A 16,966-nucleotide genomic window follows, 5' to 3' on the forward strand; every position below is an offset into this window, starting at 1 on the left:
ACCCGCTCGAGTCCTAGGATAAGTAGTTTCTCCATAATTGAAACGAAGTATACTCTAAGAACATACCCCTAACTTTTCTAAAAATGATTCGCGAACTCCTTCTTCTCGGCTCTGCCTTGGTCTTTGCCCTTTCTACCCTAGCCATTGATGTTTCTATCCACGACCCCATTTTAGAGGCCGTCCTACGCGAAAAACTAGCGAAGGAGTCTGGAGTCCTTACCGACGCTGAGCTGAAGAATCTCACTACACTCCAAATTGTTCTCTACGATCCAGAGGAGTCTGAAAAAATAAAGAGCCTCGAGGGCCTCGAATACGCCTCGAACCTAGAGCAGTTAGAACTGATGGGGCACAGCATCACTGACTTAGACCCCGTTAGTTTTCTTTCCAACCTCACGAAACTGAGGATCTCGAACAATCCTCCCTTCGCCCCAAACCCCATCACTTCTCTCACCAGCCTGAGAAGCCTCACAATCGAGAATTGCGGCCTCACCTCCCTCCAATTCGCGGCCGGTCTAGCCGAGCTTGAGCAACTTACCTTATCTCAAAACGAGATTATATCTCTTTCCCCTCTTGAGGACCTCACCAAACTAACAATGCTTCAGGTATCCAATAATCGGATCACATCGTTGAATCCCCTGAAAGACCTTCCCAACCTCTCCTTGCTGGAAGTCAGAGATAACTCCGTCACTGACATAACGCCACTCTCCAATGTAACTTCTCTCGAGACCCTTGATCTCAGCAGCAACCCTCTTACCACTATTGATGCGTTGGGTACTCTGACGCAACTCGAGAACCTAACGATCAATAACGTCACAAGGCTCGATCTAGTCCCCATTTCCAACCTAACAAACCTCACCTATCTCTCACTTCGCTACAACGAAATCGAAAACATCAGCTTTCTCTCTTCGCTTACCCATCTAACCAGGATCGAAATCGACAATAACCGCATTCTCGACCCAAGCCCTCTGGCGACACTTTCCAATCTTAATTACCTGCAGATCTACGCCAATTATCTTACGGACATATCGTCTCTAGACACGTTGGAACTGGCCCAAGCGGTCTACCTTCATCACAATTTTATCGACCTCAGCCCAGGCTCGCCCAGTGGCAAAACAGTCGAACACTGGGTTAATGATCATGGTACCGAAACCGGCAACCTAGACCAATTCGACATTCTACTCCTGGTTACTCTCTCTTCTCCCTTTTTTCCCAGCGAGGCCAGTTCTGTCACCCTCGACATAGTCGCAAACTTTCCTTGGACCGCCAGCTTTGACGCATCATGGCTCTCTATTAGCCAAAGCTCAGGTTTCGATTCGGAAAGGGTTCGCATCGATGTCTCCGCCAATGGGACCAACAAAACTCGCACTGCCACGATAGACTTTGGCGAAACGGAAATCCACGTAATCCAACGTTATCACTCTGATTACTTTACCGCGATCGTCCAAGAAGGAATCGATATCAACGACGAATCCTACTGGCCGCTGTACGATAAGGACCAAGACGGCGACACCAACTATTTCGAGTGGGTCGCCGGCCTCGACTTAGATGATCCGAATTCGAAATTTGAATACAAGATAGAGTTCCACCCGGACGCCCCATCCCTGAGACGCTTAAAAATCTCGAAGCGATTCGACGGTACTGACTATCAAATAGAACACTCGTCAACGCTCCAAAGCTGGACAAGCTTCGAGTCAAACGCGTCCGACGACCAAAGTGACCAACGCTACCGCTACCTAACCTTCCCCGGGGAATTTGACACCCCAATTTTCGTCCGAGCTCGAATCACTCGAGACTGAGAATGTGGTAAAGCAGGAGCTCACGATCATTGCCTGAGGACAAGTCGCCGAAGAAAGAAAACACCAGGCCTTAGAATTTAACTAGGAATTTGAACTCCGCGAGGAGGAAAGATCGACCCGTTATTTCCGCAATCTATGTCTCCCAGCTTGCAGGATTGTCCTGGCATTTTCTGATGATTGCAATCGCAGCATACCCTAAAAGCCGGCTTCCTCGCACTATAATATAAGTGGATATTACACCCGCTCCCCTGAGGGCTGTCCTCAGCCACCGAGTCAATTTGTAAACAACTTCCAGCACGCGCGTTGCTACGCCTCTGTTTGAGTCACATAACAAGCCATAAATCATTTATACGACCCGGATCTCCATCTTCGAACTCTAGTGATTCAGGTACATTCGAAACTGATATCGGCCTACTCCCCGCAGCCACCGTCCTTGAACCCGCAATCACGACAGGAGCGGCATTTGCCGTCGTGCACATAAGCCATCGACCCGCACTTCGGACAAGACTCTGCACTCTTATTTTGGATACTTTTGAAGAGAGAGGTCTTATTCTCCGCAGCCGGTTTCACTGTCACTTCACCCGCTTCCGTCTTGGCCACTCCTTTGAAGTTGGAAGCGTAATCCAGCAGCTTCTCGCCATTAGATTCAGGAAAAAGCCACTGGAGAATCTGCATCATGGCATCGACCACGCTCTTACAGGTTTTGATCTGATCGGCTACGCCTTCCTGGTCGCCGACCTTGGTAAACCCACTCGGATCGAAAGCCGTGTAGCGAAAGGACTCGATCAAGCTCGAAAGCGGCACTCCATATTGCAGCGATATAGAAAACGCCTTACAGAAGCTCTCGAACATACCATTTGCGAATGAGCCGGCCTGACCGACCCGACCGAAAACCTCGCCGCAACTACCATCAGGATAGATTCCTACCGTCAAGAAACCTTCCATCAAACCACCTCCTACTTCGAACTTCAAGGTCTGCGAAATACGACGCCCAGGCAAGCGGACCCGACGCGGCTTGCTCGCCTCTTTCACGATTTCGCCCACCTGCTCGCGCACGCCTTCCACCATGTCTTTCCAGACGTATTCAGGATTCCACTTCCGACCTTCTGGCGTGTCTACGTTGAAAACTGAGATTCCTTTTGAGTCCGCACGGTAGAGCGCCACGCACTTCACTCCCATATCATGGCAATCAACCAAACACTGCTTGATGTCCTCGCGAGTCGCAGTGTAGGGCAAATTCACAGTCTTGGAAGTTGCACCAGAAAGGAACGGTTGGATCGCCCCAAGCATACGCATGTGGCCTTTAGCCTGGATCGACCGCGTCCCACTACCAGAAGTCGCCGAGCAATCAAAAGCTGCTCTGTGCTCTGGCTTCAGCCACGGTATGTCCTCTACATGGCTAGCGCCTGCTAGAACGATGCTCTCAAGATCATCCGCTGTGCCTGATTGCCCTTTCTCCCTCAATTCAGCGAGGTAAGCCTCGAGTTTTGGAATATCCCCGATCTTGAAGCCGATAAGCTCGTTGAGTTGATGCCGAATCGGTCCAATTTGGCTTTCATCAATGTAATGCCTGAGGTGTCGCACTACTTTCGCCATACTGGCTCCGCAGGCTGTGTATAACCCATCTAGGCCCGCCACTTCCAGGGCTGCCTCGCAAACTTGTTGCGTAGTGTAGCCTTGGGTACGCAGACCCTCAAGGGCCAGAGTGTTGAACATTTTCAGCATGCCCCCGCCGGAGAGGTTCTTGTACTTGACCAGCGTGTAGTCAGGCTCCGCCGAAGTCGTTCCCTCGTCGTAAATACCCATCGGAGCAGAGATCGTCCCTGTAGGAGCCATCACAGTCGTGAAGCTGTTACGAAAACGCTTGGCTGCTAATACCTCATCCCAAGTCGCCGCATTCACGTCTTGTAATTGCTGGGCGATGGCAGGCGCTTCGACAGAATGTTTTTCAAAGCTCATCGCGTAGCCCTTCAATACGTCCAATGCGGTCAAGCCTTGGGCCATAGGGAGTTTGGAACTTCGTTTCTTGAAGATGGCGTTCGCTTCCTTCTCGATATCCTTACCTTGGCTGAAGGCACCAGAGAGATCCTGCACTGCTTTGTGCAGCTCTAGTACTTCCCGCAAGTCAGCCTCCGTGAATTCATATCGTGGATACGCACCGAGTTCTTGTCCCATTTCCGCACTGGCTTTCCAACAGGTCGAGGTGAGCAGGCTTACCAACTGACTGGCAATCAAACGTCCTTCGTCGCTATCGTAGGGAACTCCCATAGCCATGAGAAGGCCACCCACATTGGCGTATCCAATTCCCGTGGTACGATAGCGGTAGGTACCTGCTGCGATTTCCGGAATGGGAAAGCCGCCTTCCTCTATATTCAAGTCGGCCGCGATCATTGCTAGACGAATCGACTTTTGCAGCTTCTCGACCTTCATCTTCTTGGCAGCCTGATCGTAGAAGCGGAAGACATTGAAACTTGAGAGATTGCAAGAAGTGAAGTTCAGATGCAGGTACTCGGAGCAAGGGTTACTGGTGGAAATGTCTCCGTCCGACTTTACCGGATTCCAGATGTTAATCAAGTCGTTGTTATGCGTGCCGGGTTCTGCGTTGTGCCAAACGCATTCCGCAATCGCATCGAGAATACTCTCGGCCGTGAAGGTATCCTCTACCTTTGTCGGATCGCTTACCCAACGAGTAGCGTACTCGCCTTTCGTTTGATAGGCCTTCCAGAAGTCTCCTTTAAGCGAGACGGAATGGTTCGCGTTTTGGTGCCCCAACGTTTCGCCATATAGCAAGTCATCCATGCCTGAGTCGTACTGCCGATCTGTCACCATTGGCATGTCGAGCACGATACGGGACGCCATTCGTTCCGCAGGTGAACCTTTCAATACGAATTCCTCAGCCTTCTTCTTAAGCGCTACCGATACATTATGTTCGCGTAGAACGATCTTACCGATGTCCTCTTGCTCATTTTTGGTTGAGATAAACTGAAAGATATCCGGGTGATCGGCGAACAGCAGAACCATGCGAGCGGCCCGGCGCGTTTTGCCACCGGACTTAATGGCGCCTGCCATACGGTCGAAGCCCTTGTCAAACGAAATGGGTCCAGAGGCAAACCCCTTGCCCGCGATCGGCTCTTTAGAGGAGCGAATCGAAGAAAGATTTACTCCGATCCCTGACCCGCTGGAAAAGACACCGCCCTCCGCAATCTGGTGGCTCAGTATCTTTTCCATGGAATCCTCGATTCCCATCAAGAAGCAGGCCGAAGCCTGTGGGTGTAGGTAAGCATTGGATACTTCTTTGACCTCCAAGTTACGGTCATCGATATCCCCTTCCGGAAGGATCGCCTTAAAGGCTCGATTTCCGCGATTGTCCATGACCCCACGCAGATCCGGACGCCCCCAGCGCCATTGCTCCCAATGTCCGATATTAAACCAGACCGGCGAATTCGGCGCCCACATTTGGAAGGCCAGAAGGTACTTTAGCTCGTGATTGTAAGCCAGCGCGTCCGCTTCCGTCGCGAAGTACCCATGGCGCCATCCCCATACCGTGTAAGTGTTAGCAATCCGGTCGAACGCGTGTCGAAGCGAATCTTCGTACTCCGGCGTCTCAGGATCGCGTCCGAAGAGGTACTTGCTGGCCGTGATTTTCAAGGCATTCTCCGCCCAAAACGACGGTACCTCGACCCCTTTCCGTTCGTAACTGGGCTTGCCCGTTTTCCAATCCATGATCACCACGTCGCGACGCTCCCACGTGATGCTCTCGTAAGGGTTTTTGCCGTCGGTCGTGAACACTCTTTCGATCGTCAATCCTCCTAACAAGTCCTCCCTGGGATCAAGCTGTACAGTCTGGTCAAAACCTACATCGAGCGTGGTTTCTGAGCGGGGGTTAGAGACGTCTAAAGTGTTCATAAGGTTAGGAGAGGATAGCAATTAAAGCCCGACAAGCCCAGCGCGAACCAGGGCGTAAAAGTGGGGAAGAACTTAAATGGGTGAGGGTTAACAGGTTAGTGATAAGACAAATGATCGGTTCGTTTAACCGAGGTTAGGAAACCACAGAAACGAGCCGAAGATTCGTATTTCTATACTGGATACTAGTTCCGCGGATACACCTTTCGCCCTCCTCGAAACCAGAAGGAAAACAGGAATCACACGGGATGACTGTTCGATCTAGCGAAGCTTCTCGGACAGGCAAGGGAAGATACCTTCACAATTTCTCGACTCGCCCCCAAATGGTTAGAGCGCAAGAGAGCGACGACAAACTCAGAAAAGTAAACAGCTGATAATCAGCTACCTCTCAACATCTAATATTAAGCATTAGAAAAGATAAAAAGATTCATTCGCAAGCCTCCTCAGCGGATCGGTATTTTATCCTTTAAGGATTCAGGAGCTCGATAAACTGAGCCTCGTTCAATATCTCAATACCGCGCCGTTTCGCGTCGGAAAGCTTACTCCCTGGAGAGCTTCCAACAACGAGGTAGTCACACTCAGCTGTTAGTGACTGAAAGGCTAACGCTCCCTTCTCCTGAAGTTGATCCATTGCCTCCGAACGGGTCATCGATTCAAGTTTTCCCGTGAAGGCGAAGGTCTTTCCGAACAGCTTCGAATTACCTAAATCGTCCGTATCATAAGATTGAGTACAAACGTCCATGCTCAAGAGGCGACTAAACTCCGCTCGACGCGACGGATTAGCGAAATAATCCGCCATTCGCATCCTCTCCCAGTCTCCAACCTGAAGGTCCTCGAAGTCCTGCAAATCATCTAGCTTGGTCAGCGCCCGCGCAACTCGCTTGGCCCGCACTTCTCCAATTCCAGGAATTCCTAGTCCATACACGAAACGCCAAAGGTCCTCCCTTCGACTTGAGTCCCGAGCTGACAAGAGCCGGTCCGCCGTCACCGCCCCCACGTAATCGAGTTTTTCGAAACTCTCTCTATCGAGTTCATAAATCCCTGCTATATCGTTCACTAGCCCCTTGTCCACCAATGCCCCCAGAGTCGCCGCGCCCCAGCCTTCCATGTTAACCGCCTCTCGCGAAACAAAGTGCTCGAGCCGACGCTTAATCCGCTCAGGGCAGCTATCCGCCAAACAATAGACCTTGGCCCCGCTGTCGCTACCCGTCAGCCCCGCTCCACAGGTTGGACAGGTCTTAGGACGAACGAACGGACGACTTGCCGGATCCCGTTTCGCATAATTTACCCCCATCACTTGAGGTATGATCTCGCCAGCCTTCTTCAAAAACACGGTGTCTCCAATACGAAGGTCCAGCTTCTCTACCTCGTTGAAATTATGTAAGCTAGCCCGCTCGATAAGGCTTCCTGAAATCTTCACTGCCTCTAACTCCGCCACTGGCGTCAGCGCTCCGCTTCTCCCTACTTGCAAGGTCACTCCCAACAAATTCGTCTCCACCAAAGCTCCCGTAGCTTTGTATGCGATGGCCCAATACGGAGCTTCGCGGCTTTCCCCGAGCTTTTGTTGCGTTTCAAAGGAGTCTACCTTGACCACCGATCCATCCGTCGCAAATGGCAAAGACAAACGCTCCTCCTGCATCGCTTGCACAGCCGAAAGCAACGAATTCTCTCCTTCCGCTTCCAAGCGCTCCGACAAGATAGGCAGCCCCCACTCGGCAGCCAAATCGTAGAACTGCGCTTGGCTCGAGGGAGCATCCTCGATCGGATCGAACAGGCCTAGGCCGAAAAAAACGATAGACAAGCGCCGCCCCTTCACTGCTCCCGGATCGCTCAACTTAGCCGATCCCGCTGCCAAGGTCCTCGGGTGGGCGAAGGCTTCTTCGCCCCTAGCGATTCTGCCTTCATTAACCTTCCTAAAATCCTCGAAGGTCACGAAAATTTCGCCACGCAGTTCAACCCGCTCGGGCAAGGAACTCCCGGCAAGACGCCGCGGAAAACCATCGATACTCAACACGTTCTCCGAAATCTCCTCGCCAACCGTCCCATTGCCACGCGTGACCGCGCGGACGAACTCTCCGTTTTCGTAAAGCACGCTTACAGCCATGCCATCGATCTTAGGTTCAATGGAATAGCGGATTTCGGCTTCGCCCGCTGCCTCCACGATCCGATTATGAAAGCCTATCAATTCAGATTCTGAATACGCCTTCTCTAGGCTCAGCATGGGAGCGAAATGTCGAGCTTGGGAGAAACCTCCCTGGCGATCGTCGCCGACAGCATCTGCCTCATCTCTCCCTTCGAACAAATTGTTTAGGCGAATAAACTCCCGTTTCAGGGCATCATACTGAGCATCGCTGATTTCAGGAGTCGCCTTTTTGTAGTAGAGGTCATCGTGATACGTGATCTCCTCCTTTAGCTGGAGCCAGCGTTCCTTCTCGTCTGAAACCTCCATGGCCGACGACGCAAGCGCTTGCGCGGCCTTGTCGGGAAGGGCTGAGGAGAAGGATACAATTAACGAAACGGCCAGCGTAGCAACCAGCCGGCCAAGACAAATGGGGTAACAGTCCACGAGGCTTATCCCATCAATTTGCCCCCTATTCGCAACGGAAAAATAGCATTGTTAGGCGTCCAACCCATTTGGTTCCAGCAACTCCCCCGCAGCTGTGATCGCTTGCTTAAACGCCTCCGGGTCGTCTGGCGAAACCACTATCCGCTTCTTGCCAAAAGCGAGCACCACCGTCTTGCCCTTATCTGTAACGTACGCCCGAAAAAAGCCCAACACCCCATTTCGAAATAGGCCGATCGATCCAAATACTCCCTCAAACCCGACCACCTTCATCGCACCCATCATCGCATGCGGAACCACTCTCACCTCCGACAACTCAGTCAACGGATACTTCATCGACCAGCCTAACCGATGGATCATCAGCAACCCACCTTTCACGCTGTACCCCCCTACCGAAGCCATCATACAGAAAACCGAGATCCCGATCGGAAACAACAAACCCAACACCACCAGGCCCTCGCGCTCCTGACGAAACGCATCGGTCAGCCAAAGCATAAGCGCCGAGACCGAGTAAATAAAAACGAAGAAGCCCACTGTAGTCACCTTGAGCTGCTTGCTCCACAGAGCCGGAAAGTGATTGCGGCGTCCGGCACCGCTCAACTCCTCCACCTCGATAGCAAGTGCATCCGCCAAAAGTCTCAAAGTCGCCAGTGAAGGGTCCTGACCTCTCTCTATTCTTTGTACGGTCCTTGTGCTCGTCCCTGACCGCTCAGCCAACTGCTCTTGAGTCCATGAGCGCTTTAGCCGCTCGAGTTTAATACGCTCTCCGCAATTCATAATTTGTTGCTCGTCCATGCCTTAGACGCTATCGAGAAAAAGCGAAACCGTCCACGACAGCAACCCGACAAAACGCAGACACGGACCCGACTTCCTACCGAAAACACGCAATTCAAGGACATTTCCCCGAAACGTTAGCCAACTTGCCCAGCACACAGAAACTCCAGAAAAATGGATCTCTGACTGGCAGAAGACTTTAAGCTGCCCCTGCATCCCTACCTTTCTAGGCTCGTCCACTATGCTCCGTTACTTCTCTTTTTTTTGCGCCCTTTCCGCAATTGTCACCGGGCAGGCGGCTCCAGACTGGATTAGCGCCACCCAACGAGAGAACGCCTTCCCCATCGCGAGTCGCGGAAAAGTTGCGAGCATCCACTTCGCGAGCGAAGACGCAACCGTCGTATCCATCGCTGCAACACATCTAGCCCAAGACATCGAAGCCGTTACCGGACGCAAAACAGAGCTCAACCCGCAAAAAAAAGGCCCTAAGATTTTCATCGGCACACTAGGGCAAAGCTCCCTCATCGAATCGCTCGATCTCGCCGGACACATCGACCTCGAGCAACTCGAAGGCCGTTGGGAAAGCTTCCTCATCGCTACCTTCCCTGATCCAAATTCCAGAGGAACGACTGCCCTAGCCATTGTCGGCAGCGATCGTCGAGGAACTGCCTACGGAGTCTACGAACTCAGCCAAGCCATCGGAGTTTCACCATGGAATTGGTGGGCCGACGTACCCGCAAAAAAGAGTTCCAATTTGTGGGTAAAGTCCGGGACCCAACGATTCGGACCGCCTTCCGTGAAGTATCGCGGTATCTTCATCAACGACGAGGATTGGGGGCTCCATCCCTGGGCCGCCCACACATTCGATCCTCAGCTGGGTGATATCGGACCCAAGACCTACGAAAAAGTTTTCGAACTCCTTCTCCGCCTCAAGGCCAACACGCTGTGGCCTGCCATGCACGAAGTCACGAAAGCCTTCAATTCGTATCCAGAAAACAAACGCATCGCCGACGACTTCGCAATCGTGATGGGCTCCTCCCACGCGGAACCTCTTCTTCGGAACAACGTAACCGAATGGTCGGAGCCCAAATCCCATTTCAACTTCTCAACTCACTCGAAAGAAGTTACCGCCTACTGGGAGACCCGTGTCGAACAAAACGCGCCGTATGAAAACATCTATACACTGGGCATGCGCGGCATCCACGACTCCGGCATGACCGGAGCATCCACAATGCAGGATAAAGTCGACGCCCTCAGCAAGATTTTCAAAACCCAGCGCGAGCTACTCGCCAATCACGTTTCGCCAGATATTGAAGCCGTTCCCCAGGCCTTCACTCCCTACAAGGAAGTGCTAGAAATCTATCGAGCTGGACTGGAAGTGCCCGAGGAAGTCGCCCTCGTCTGGCCTGACGACAACCACGGCTACATTCGCTACCTTCCCAACGAAGCCGAACGTAAACGCAGAGGTGGTTCTGGTGTCTACTATCACCTTTCCTATCTTGGATCTCCCCTTGCCTACCTGTGGCTTTGCACCACGCCACCTCCGCTCATTTGGACCGAGATGAACAAGGCCTACCAGTTGGGAGCTCGAAACATTTGGATAGCCAATGTCGGAGACATCAAACCTGCTGAAAAGGAGACGGAGCTGTTCCTGCAAATGGCTTGGGATATCGATCGTTGGAGTTTGGATACACTTCCCGACTTCCTAGAAACGTGGGCCGCTCGAGAGTTCGGCTCCCAGCACGCCACTGCGATAGCTGAAATCTTGGACGCGTACTATCAACTCAACTACCAGCGGCGCCCCGAACACTTGCAGTGGTGGCTCCCTCACACCCGTGTCCGCTCCAGTACCCTAAACGGTGCCGAAACCAAAGCTCGCGTCCAAGCTTTCAGCGAACTCGTTCGATCCACCGATGCTATCGGGAAAGCCCTCCCAAGCGACGCGCAAGACGCCTTTTTCCAACTCGTAGCCTATCCCGTCAAAGCCTCTGCCTACGCCAACCTTCGCTACTTCCACGCCGAGCAACACAGCCGCAATTTTAACCAAAATCCTTTGGCCGCTCGCGAACATGCCGCCCGCTCTCGCGAGGCCGACGCCCAGGTGATCGCGCTCACCCGCCACTACAACCAAGAACTGGCGGGCGGAAAATGGCGACGCATGATGTCCGAAGAACCAGCAGACGCTATGTGGCGCTCTTATCGAGCCTCCCCCATTCCTCTGCCAAGCGAAGCGATGGCTCGCTCGAAGAAGGAGACTATCATCCCTACCTCGGATTTGTCATTCCTGCCAAATCCATCTCAAGAGACCTTCATCGCCATCGAAGCAGAAGCAGTTTCTGGTAAGCGTGATTTGGATTCAGTTCGCTGGGACACCGTTCCCGGTCTAGGCCGCATCGGCGATAGCGTTTTAGCCGGACCCCCTGACGCAGCGACCATTCCGCTTGGCGAACCGTCTCCGTATCTTGAATACGAATTCGAAATCCACGAGAGCGGTGACTACAACCTGCAGGCAGAACTCATTCCAAGTTTTCCACTCAACGGCCAATCCGAACTCCGCTTCGCCTTCTCTATCGACGATGGCGATCCTCAGCTCATGAGCGTCGCGAGAACGGTAAACGACAACGCTTGGAAACAAGCTGTCCTCACCGCTCAGGTCACCGTAAACGCTTCCGGAACCCTTCGTCTAGACGACGGTAAACACCTATTGCGTCTCTACTTCGTGGATCCGGGCGTATCGATCGACCGAATTTTCCTGACTAGAGGAGAACCTAGCAACAGCTTCTTCGGACCACGCGACTAGAGACCTACTCGCTTGCTCCATCAAGTAGGTCGCGGGATCGGTTCGCGTTCTTCTGCCGCCGCGTCTTGCCCTTCTTGGCCACGCCTTCCTTGACGTTGACCTGACGGCGTCGCGCCGCGATCGCCTTGTCTCGAGCTTCGCGACGAGCTTTGGCCACCATGTGCTCTTGACTGAGCTTGAGAAACTGCTCGTAGCGACTCACAGCCAGCGTTCCCTCCTTTATCGCCGCTTCGATAGCGCAACCGGGTTCCCCTTGATGCCGACAATTGCGAAATTTGCACTGCGACATCAACGCCTCAACATCTTCGAAAGTCTTGTCTACACCATCGCCTTCGCCAGTCAATTGCAACTCCCGCATGCCAGGCAGGTCGATCAGAACACCTCCACTAGGGATCGGCTGAAGCTCCCGCCACGTCGTGGTATGCCGCCCTCGTCCATCCGCCGCACGATTCTGCTGCGTGAGCAATCGCTCCTCGCCGAGAAAGGCGTTAACGAGAGATGATTTACCAACACCGGACGAACCCAAAAGTGCTACTGTCTTTCCTTTTCCGATGTATTCAAAAAGGCAATCTAAGGTAGAGCGATCATGAGCACTAACGGCATGCACCGGTACTTCGCCAGCGACTGCCCGCACCTCGATGAGAATCTCCTCCAAATCGTCTCTTAAGTCTGCCTTATTAAGCACGATCACAAGCTCGCGGCGACTGTTCCAAGCGAGACTTAGATAGCGTTGGATACGTGCGGTGTTGAAGTCCAAGTCCAAACCCGTCACCAGAAAGAGCGAATCGAAGTTGGCCACGATGGACTGGTGCCGCGTACCGTCTCCCACTGCCTTACGTTCGAACAAGCTAAAACGAGGTAGAAAATTCCGAACCAAAAAATCTTCGCTATTTTCGACCTTTTCGAGAGCGAGCCAGTCACCAACGGTTGGATACGCCGCCGAATCCATCTTACCCAAACGCTCGATGCCCGGTAGACGAGCGATCGAGGACGATTCCCCCGTGCTTACAACGTACTCGCCGCGGTTTTCGCGAACTACCCGGGCAAGTGTAAGCGTACCGTCGTCGACGGCCTCGAAATCCTGCTGGATCTTATCGTTCCAGCCCAAGTCTACTAAGCTCAATGTCATGCGTCTTCTCGCAGCACAAAAGTACCGCAACATTCAAAAGGCGGCAACTACAACGTAAATGCCAACTCGAACCAAGCACAATGAGAGTTCTAAAGAGCGAGCCTTAGCTCTTGTTCATACGAACATCCATCCACACCGCTAGGGTTAGTACCACACCACGGGCGATGAATTTGGTAGCGGGATCGACCGACATCAACGTCATGCCGTTAAGCAGAGAGGCCATGATCAACGATCCTGCGAGTACACCCATGACCGTTCCCTTCCCACCCTTGAGGCTGACTCCACCGATCACACAAGCGGCGATCGCGTCGAGCTCCATCAAATCTCCCACGGAGGAGGTTGAGGACCCTGCATAGGACGTTTGCAGAAGTCCCGTCACTCCCACTAAAAGACCAGCGATGGCAAAAGCTCCGATGGTTACCTTCGCCACCGGAACACCCGAAATGTGCGCCGCTTCTTCATTGCCTCCGATCGCGTAGAGATATCGCCCAAACTTGAGATGCTGCGTCAGAACGTAAATCCCGACTGCGATCACTCCGAGAATGATCGCCGAGAGAGGTATTCCGCGATACTCAATCAAAACGGTGGTGGCGATGAACAAGCAAATCGCAGTTATGAAAAACTTGTAGAACGCGACCTCTACATCCTCGAGCTGGAAGTTGTGCAGCTTACGACTGGCCCTGGCCCGCATCGAAGCATAGCCAAGAGCAACCACTACGAACGCAGTCAAGACGTAGCTAGCAGTCGGGCTAAGGTATTGTGTCGTTAAAATTGAATACAGGTTTTCCTTGCCGCCTTGCACGATCGGAACCGTGGATGTATCGATCACGTTCCAGAACAATCCTTTGAAGATCAGCAGGCCTCCTAAAGTCACGATGAATGCGGGAACGCGTTCCTTGACGATCAAGGTTCCCATCGCCGTCCAAATGGCGACGGCCGCTAACAAGGCTATCGTCATAGCTACCGGAGCGGGCAATCCGTATTGAGTTGTCAATACAGCCGCGATACCACCGAACAACCCGATACCGCTACCGATCGCCAAATCGATGTGCCCGCAGACGATAATCAATAGAACCCCCAAGGCGGCGACCGCTGTAGTGGAAATTTCAATCGTCAGCATCGACAGGTTTCGAGAGCCCAAGTAGGATGGGTTCATGACCGCGAAGAAGGCCCATATGCCAACGATGGCAAAAAAGAGTGTGTAGTCCCGAATCGAAAACTTTTTGGTCATAGCTACTGTCCGATTGCCGCGCTGATGAGCGCTTCCTGATTAAATTGGTCTTTAGTAAATTCGCCGCCGAGTCGGCCCTCGGAGAGCATAATAATTCTGTCGCTCATGCCCATCAACTCGGGCAATTCGCTGGACACGATAATCACCGCCTTCCCCTCGTCGGTGAGGCGATTAATCAGTTCGTAAACTTCAAGCTTCGCGCCCACATCGATACCACGCGTCGGTTCGTCGAGAAAGATGATCTCCGGCTCCGAGAGGAGCGCCTTGCCAAGCACCACCTTTTGCTGGTTCCCGCCCGAGAGAGTACCGGTAACTACTTCGAGACTGTGCGCCTTGACGCGTAGTTGTTTGGTAATGACCTCGTTCCTGCGGAATTCCTTGTTCACGTCAACTAGACCAAGGAACTTGCAAACAGAGTCGATGGATGAGAGCGAAAAGTTGAAGTTGTTGGACTGCTCAATCACCAGTCCAAATCGTTTGCGGTCCTCCGATACCAGCACCATGCCTGCGTCGATCGCAGCCTTCGGATCCTTGCCTGAGTAAGGTGCTCCATGCAGAGCAACCGTACCCGACAAACGCGTTCCGTAGGCCCCCATAATGTGCATCAGCACTTCCGTGCGGCCGGCTCCCATCAAACCTCCGAGACCAAGCACTTCTCCCCTGCGCACGGAAAAGCTGATGCCTTCCAGATCGATAGAGTCCTCTGGACCCTTCACCGACAGGTCGCTCACCTCGAGTAGACTCTCGCCAAGGGTTCCTTGACGACGTGGGAACAAGTTATCGATCTCGCGACCGACCATGCATTTTATCACCTGAGTCTGAGTCGTCTTCGCCGTATCCATTGTCTGGATCGTCTTGCCGTCTCTCAAGACCGTGATCCTGTCAGATATAGTGAATACCTCATCAAGCTTATGAGAAATGTAGATACACGCGATCCCGCGCGTCTTCAACTCGCGCAACATGTCGATTAGGATATCGACCTCGTGCTCAGTCAACGCAGCTGTTGGCTCGTCGAGGATGAGAATGTGAGATTCCTTTCGCAGCGCTTTGACGATTTCTACGAGCTGCTGTTTACCCACTCCGATATCCCCTACGCGCAAAGTCGGATCGATCGCTATGTTGAAACGACGCAGGAGCTCGCTGGCGTCCATGTACATCTTGTTCCAGTCGATAAGACCACCCTTGGTCGGCTCGTGGCCGAGGTAGATATTCTCCGCCACTGTCATGTCGTTGACCAGGGCCAGCTCTTGATAGATAACGGCTATCCCCGCCGCCTCTGCGTCGTTGATCCCTTGGAACTTCGCTTCCTCCCCGTCGACATAAAAAGATCCTTCGTAACTTCCGTGAGTCCAAATCCCGGACAGCGTTTTGATTAAGGTGGACTTGCCCGCGCCGTTCTCTCCGCAAAGGGCATGCACTTCCCCTTTAACCAAGTCGAAGCTCACCTCGCTGAGAGCCTTAACCCCCGGGAACGTTTTAGTGATATTCTCCGCGTGGAGTACGACGTCTTGCTTCATCACGATACGTGGGAAGTCGCCCTAGTTACCCGAAGTGCTGTAAACGTCTTCTTTCGAATGAAACCCGTCCGCGATGATGGTCTCCATCATATTGTCTTTAGTTACGGATACGATCTCTGCCATCTTCATCGGGACGGTGCCGGCTCCGTTTTCAATACCGGAGGGAACAATTACAGGTTTACCTGTCGCCAGGTTGTACGCCATTTCAGCCGCCATCTCCGCAAGTTTCGGAATCGGCTTATAGACAGTCTGATCTTGAGTGCCTTGCACGATACGCTGGCAAGCAACCAAATCAGCATCCTGCCCGGTTAACACGATCTTACCTGACAGGCCTTCCTCTTCCAAGGCCTTGGAGGCTCCGCTAGAAAGCACATCGGCAGACGATAGGATTCCATGAAAATTCTTGCCGTGTTTGGTGATCGCCGCGTTCACAACCTGCTTAGCGATGGAGCCCTGCCAGCTGTCGCACCAGTCCTCGTGGATTATCTCCAGCTTGCCCGCTTCGACGAGCGGCATTAGAATATTGTCCTGACCTTCTTTGAATAGAAATGCGTTGTTGTCCGACTTGGAACCTAGCAGCCGCACTATCTTAGGGTTAGGAACATCCTTCAAGGCATTGACCAGGTAAGTCGCCTGTAGCTCGCCCACCTTCACGTTGTCGAAAGTCACGTAGAGATCGAGTTTGTCAGTTCCCGTAATCAGACGGTCGTAGCTCACTGTTGGGATCCCCGCTTCGTGGGCCAGCTCGACACCCTTCGCCATCGCCGCTCCGTCGTGCGGGATGATGACCATCACGTCTACCTCTTGCGTAATGAGACTTTGGATATCCTGAATTTGCTTCGTGTCGTTCGAGTTCGCAACTTGTACAGAAACCTCAGCGCCCAACTCCGCTGCTCTAGCGATCAAGGTATCGCGATCCTTGTGCCAGCGCGGATTTCGGATATCATCCATCGACAGGCCGATCAGGATCTTCTTGTCCCCATTCGCTGCCTTGGCAGAATCGCCGCTACCACTTTTGGAAAGCGTCAGCCCTAAACCGACAGAAAGAACTAAACAAGCGATCAATAGACCAATACGATATTTCATATGAAAATAAGGTTCAACGGGGGGAGGAGGATGGCGGGGAAGCCTCAAGGATCAGCCACCGGATACAAAGAAGGCGGCCCTCAAAGTCGACGAAAAACCTGCCCGCTCGCTCTGAGCTTGCCTAAAAATACGTCTATCTAGAGACCCATTCCCTTTTTCGTTTCATC

9 protein-coding genes are annotated in these 16,966 nt (G+C 52.7%); 2 read left to right on the plus strand and 7 right to left on the minus strand.

Going from position 1 to position 16,966, the window contains the following annotated elements; all coding sequences use genetic code 11:
• Positions 1-83: 83 nt before the first annotated feature.
• Positions 84-1,796: a leucine-rich repeat domain-containing protein gene (locus QEH53_RS11140; RefSeq protein ID WP_309023267.1), complete on the plus strand. Its 1,713-nt coding sequence runs from the start codon at positions 84-86 to the stop codon at positions 1,794-1,796.
• A gap of 411 nt (positions 1,797-2,207) precedes the next feature.
• On the opposite strand, the gene QEH53_RS11145 is transcribed toward QEH53_RS11140, so the two are convergent.
• The 3 genes from QEH53_RS11145 to QEH53_RS11155 all read right to left on the minus strand — a co-directional run bounded on the left by QEH53_RS11145 (position 2,208) and on the right by QEH53_RS11155 (position 9,057).
• On the minus strand, positions 2,208-5,702 hold the full coding sequence (locus QEH53_RS11145) for an adenosylcobalamin-dependent ribonucleoside-diphosphate reductase (protein WP_309023268.1): 3,495 nt from the start codon (positions 5,700-5,702) through the stop codon (positions 2,208-2,210).
• A 463-nt stretch (positions 5,703-6,165) separates the two neighbouring features.
• The gene (gene ligA, locus QEH53_RS11150; RefSeq protein ID WP_309023269.1) at positions 6,166-8,265 is read right to left on the minus strand and encodes an NAD-dependent DNA ligase LigA; all 2,100 of its coding nucleotides are present in this window, start codon (positions 8,263-8,265) and stop codon (positions 6,166-6,168) included.
• A gap of 51 nt (positions 8,266-8,316) precedes the next feature.
• On the minus strand, positions 8,317-9,057 hold the full coding sequence (locus QEH53_RS11155) for a helix-turn-helix domain-containing protein (protein ID WP_309023270.1): 741 nt from the start codon (positions 9,055-9,057) through the stop codon (positions 8,317-8,319).
• 220 nt (positions 9,058-9,277) lie between these two features.
• Between QEH53_RS11155 and QEH53_RS11160 the strand changes: the two genes are divergently transcribed.
• On the plus strand, positions 9,278-11,836 hold the full coding sequence (locus tag QEH53_RS11160) for a glycosyl hydrolase 115 family protein (protein WP_309023271.1): 2,559 nt from the start codon (positions 9,278-9,280) through the stop codon (positions 11,834-11,836).
• Positions 11,837-11,840: 4 nt separating this feature from the next.
• On the opposite strand, the gene rsgA is transcribed toward QEH53_RS11160, so the two are convergent.
• The 4 genes from rsgA to QEH53_RS11180 all read right to left on the minus strand — a co-directional run bounded on the left by rsgA (position 11,841) and on the right by QEH53_RS11180 (position 16,799).
• A complete protein-coding gene (gene rsgA, locus QEH53_RS11165; protein ID WP_309023272.1) occupies positions 11,841-12,965 on the minus strand; it encodes a ribosome small subunit-dependent GTPase A in 1,125 nt (374 codons plus the stop codon).
• A 103-nt stretch (positions 12,966-13,068) separates the two neighbouring features.
• Positions 13,069-14,196, minus strand: coding sequence for a hypothetical protein (locus tag QEH53_RS11170; protein ID WP_309023273.1), 1,128 nt, complete (start codon positions 14,194-14,196; stop codon positions 13,069-13,071).
• Positions 14,197-14,198: 2 nt separating this feature from the next.
• Positions 14,199-15,713, minus strand: coding sequence for an ATP-binding cassette domain-containing protein (locus tag QEH53_RS11175; protein ID WP_309023274.1), 1,515 nt, complete (start codon positions 15,711-15,713; stop codon positions 14,199-14,201).
• Positions 15,714-15,734: 21 nt separating this feature from the next.
• The gene (locus QEH53_RS11180) at positions 15,735-16,799 is read right to left on the minus strand and encodes a substrate-binding domain-containing protein (RefSeq protein WP_309023275.1); all 1,065 of its coding nucleotides are present in this window, start codon (positions 16,797-16,799) and stop codon (positions 15,735-15,737) included.
• Positions 16,800-16,966 lie beyond the last annotated feature (167 nt).

Source organism: Pelagicoccus sp. SDUM812002, assembly GCF_031127835.1.
In the GTDB taxonomy this organism is placed as follows: domain Bacteria; phylum Verrucomicrobiota; class Verrucomicrobiia; order Opitutales; family Opitutaceae; genus Pelagicoccus.

What these genes read in the sequence shown, in the direction of transcription:
- QEH53_RS11140 (WP_309023267.1), top strand. Translation starts at nt 84, where the DNA reads ATGATTCGCGAACTCCTTCTTCTCGGCTCTGCCTTGGTCTTTGCCCTT.
- QEH53_RS11145 (WP_309023268.1), bottom strand. Translation starts at nt 5,702, where the DNA reads ATGAACACTTTAGACGTCTCTAACCCCCGCTCAGAAACCACGCTCGAT.
- QEH53_RS11155 (WP_309023270.1), bottom strand. Translation starts at nt 9,057, where the DNA reads ATGGACGAGCAACAAATTATGAATTGCGGAGAGCGTATTAAACTCGAG.
- QEH53_RS11160 (WP_309023271.1), top strand. Translation starts at nt 9,278, where the DNA reads ATGCTCCGTTACTTCTCTTTTTTTTGCGCCCTTTCCGCAATTGTCACC.
- rsgA (WP_309023272.1), bottom strand. Translation starts at nt 12,965, where the DNA reads ATGACATTGAGCTTAGTAGACTTGGGCTGGAACGATAAGATCCAGCAG.
- QEH53_RS11170 (WP_309023273.1), bottom strand. Translation starts at nt 14,196, where the DNA reads ATGACCAAAAAGTTTTCGATTCGGGACTACACACTCTTTTTTGCCATC.
- QEH53_RS11175 (WP_309023274.1), bottom strand. Translation starts at nt 15,713, where the DNA reads ATGAAGCAAGACGTCGTACTCCACGCGGAGAATATCACTAAAACGTTC.
- QEH53_RS11180 (WP_309023275.1), bottom strand. Translation starts at nt 16,799, where the DNA reads ATGAAATATCGTATTGGTCTATTGATCGCTTGTTTAGTTCTTTCTGTC.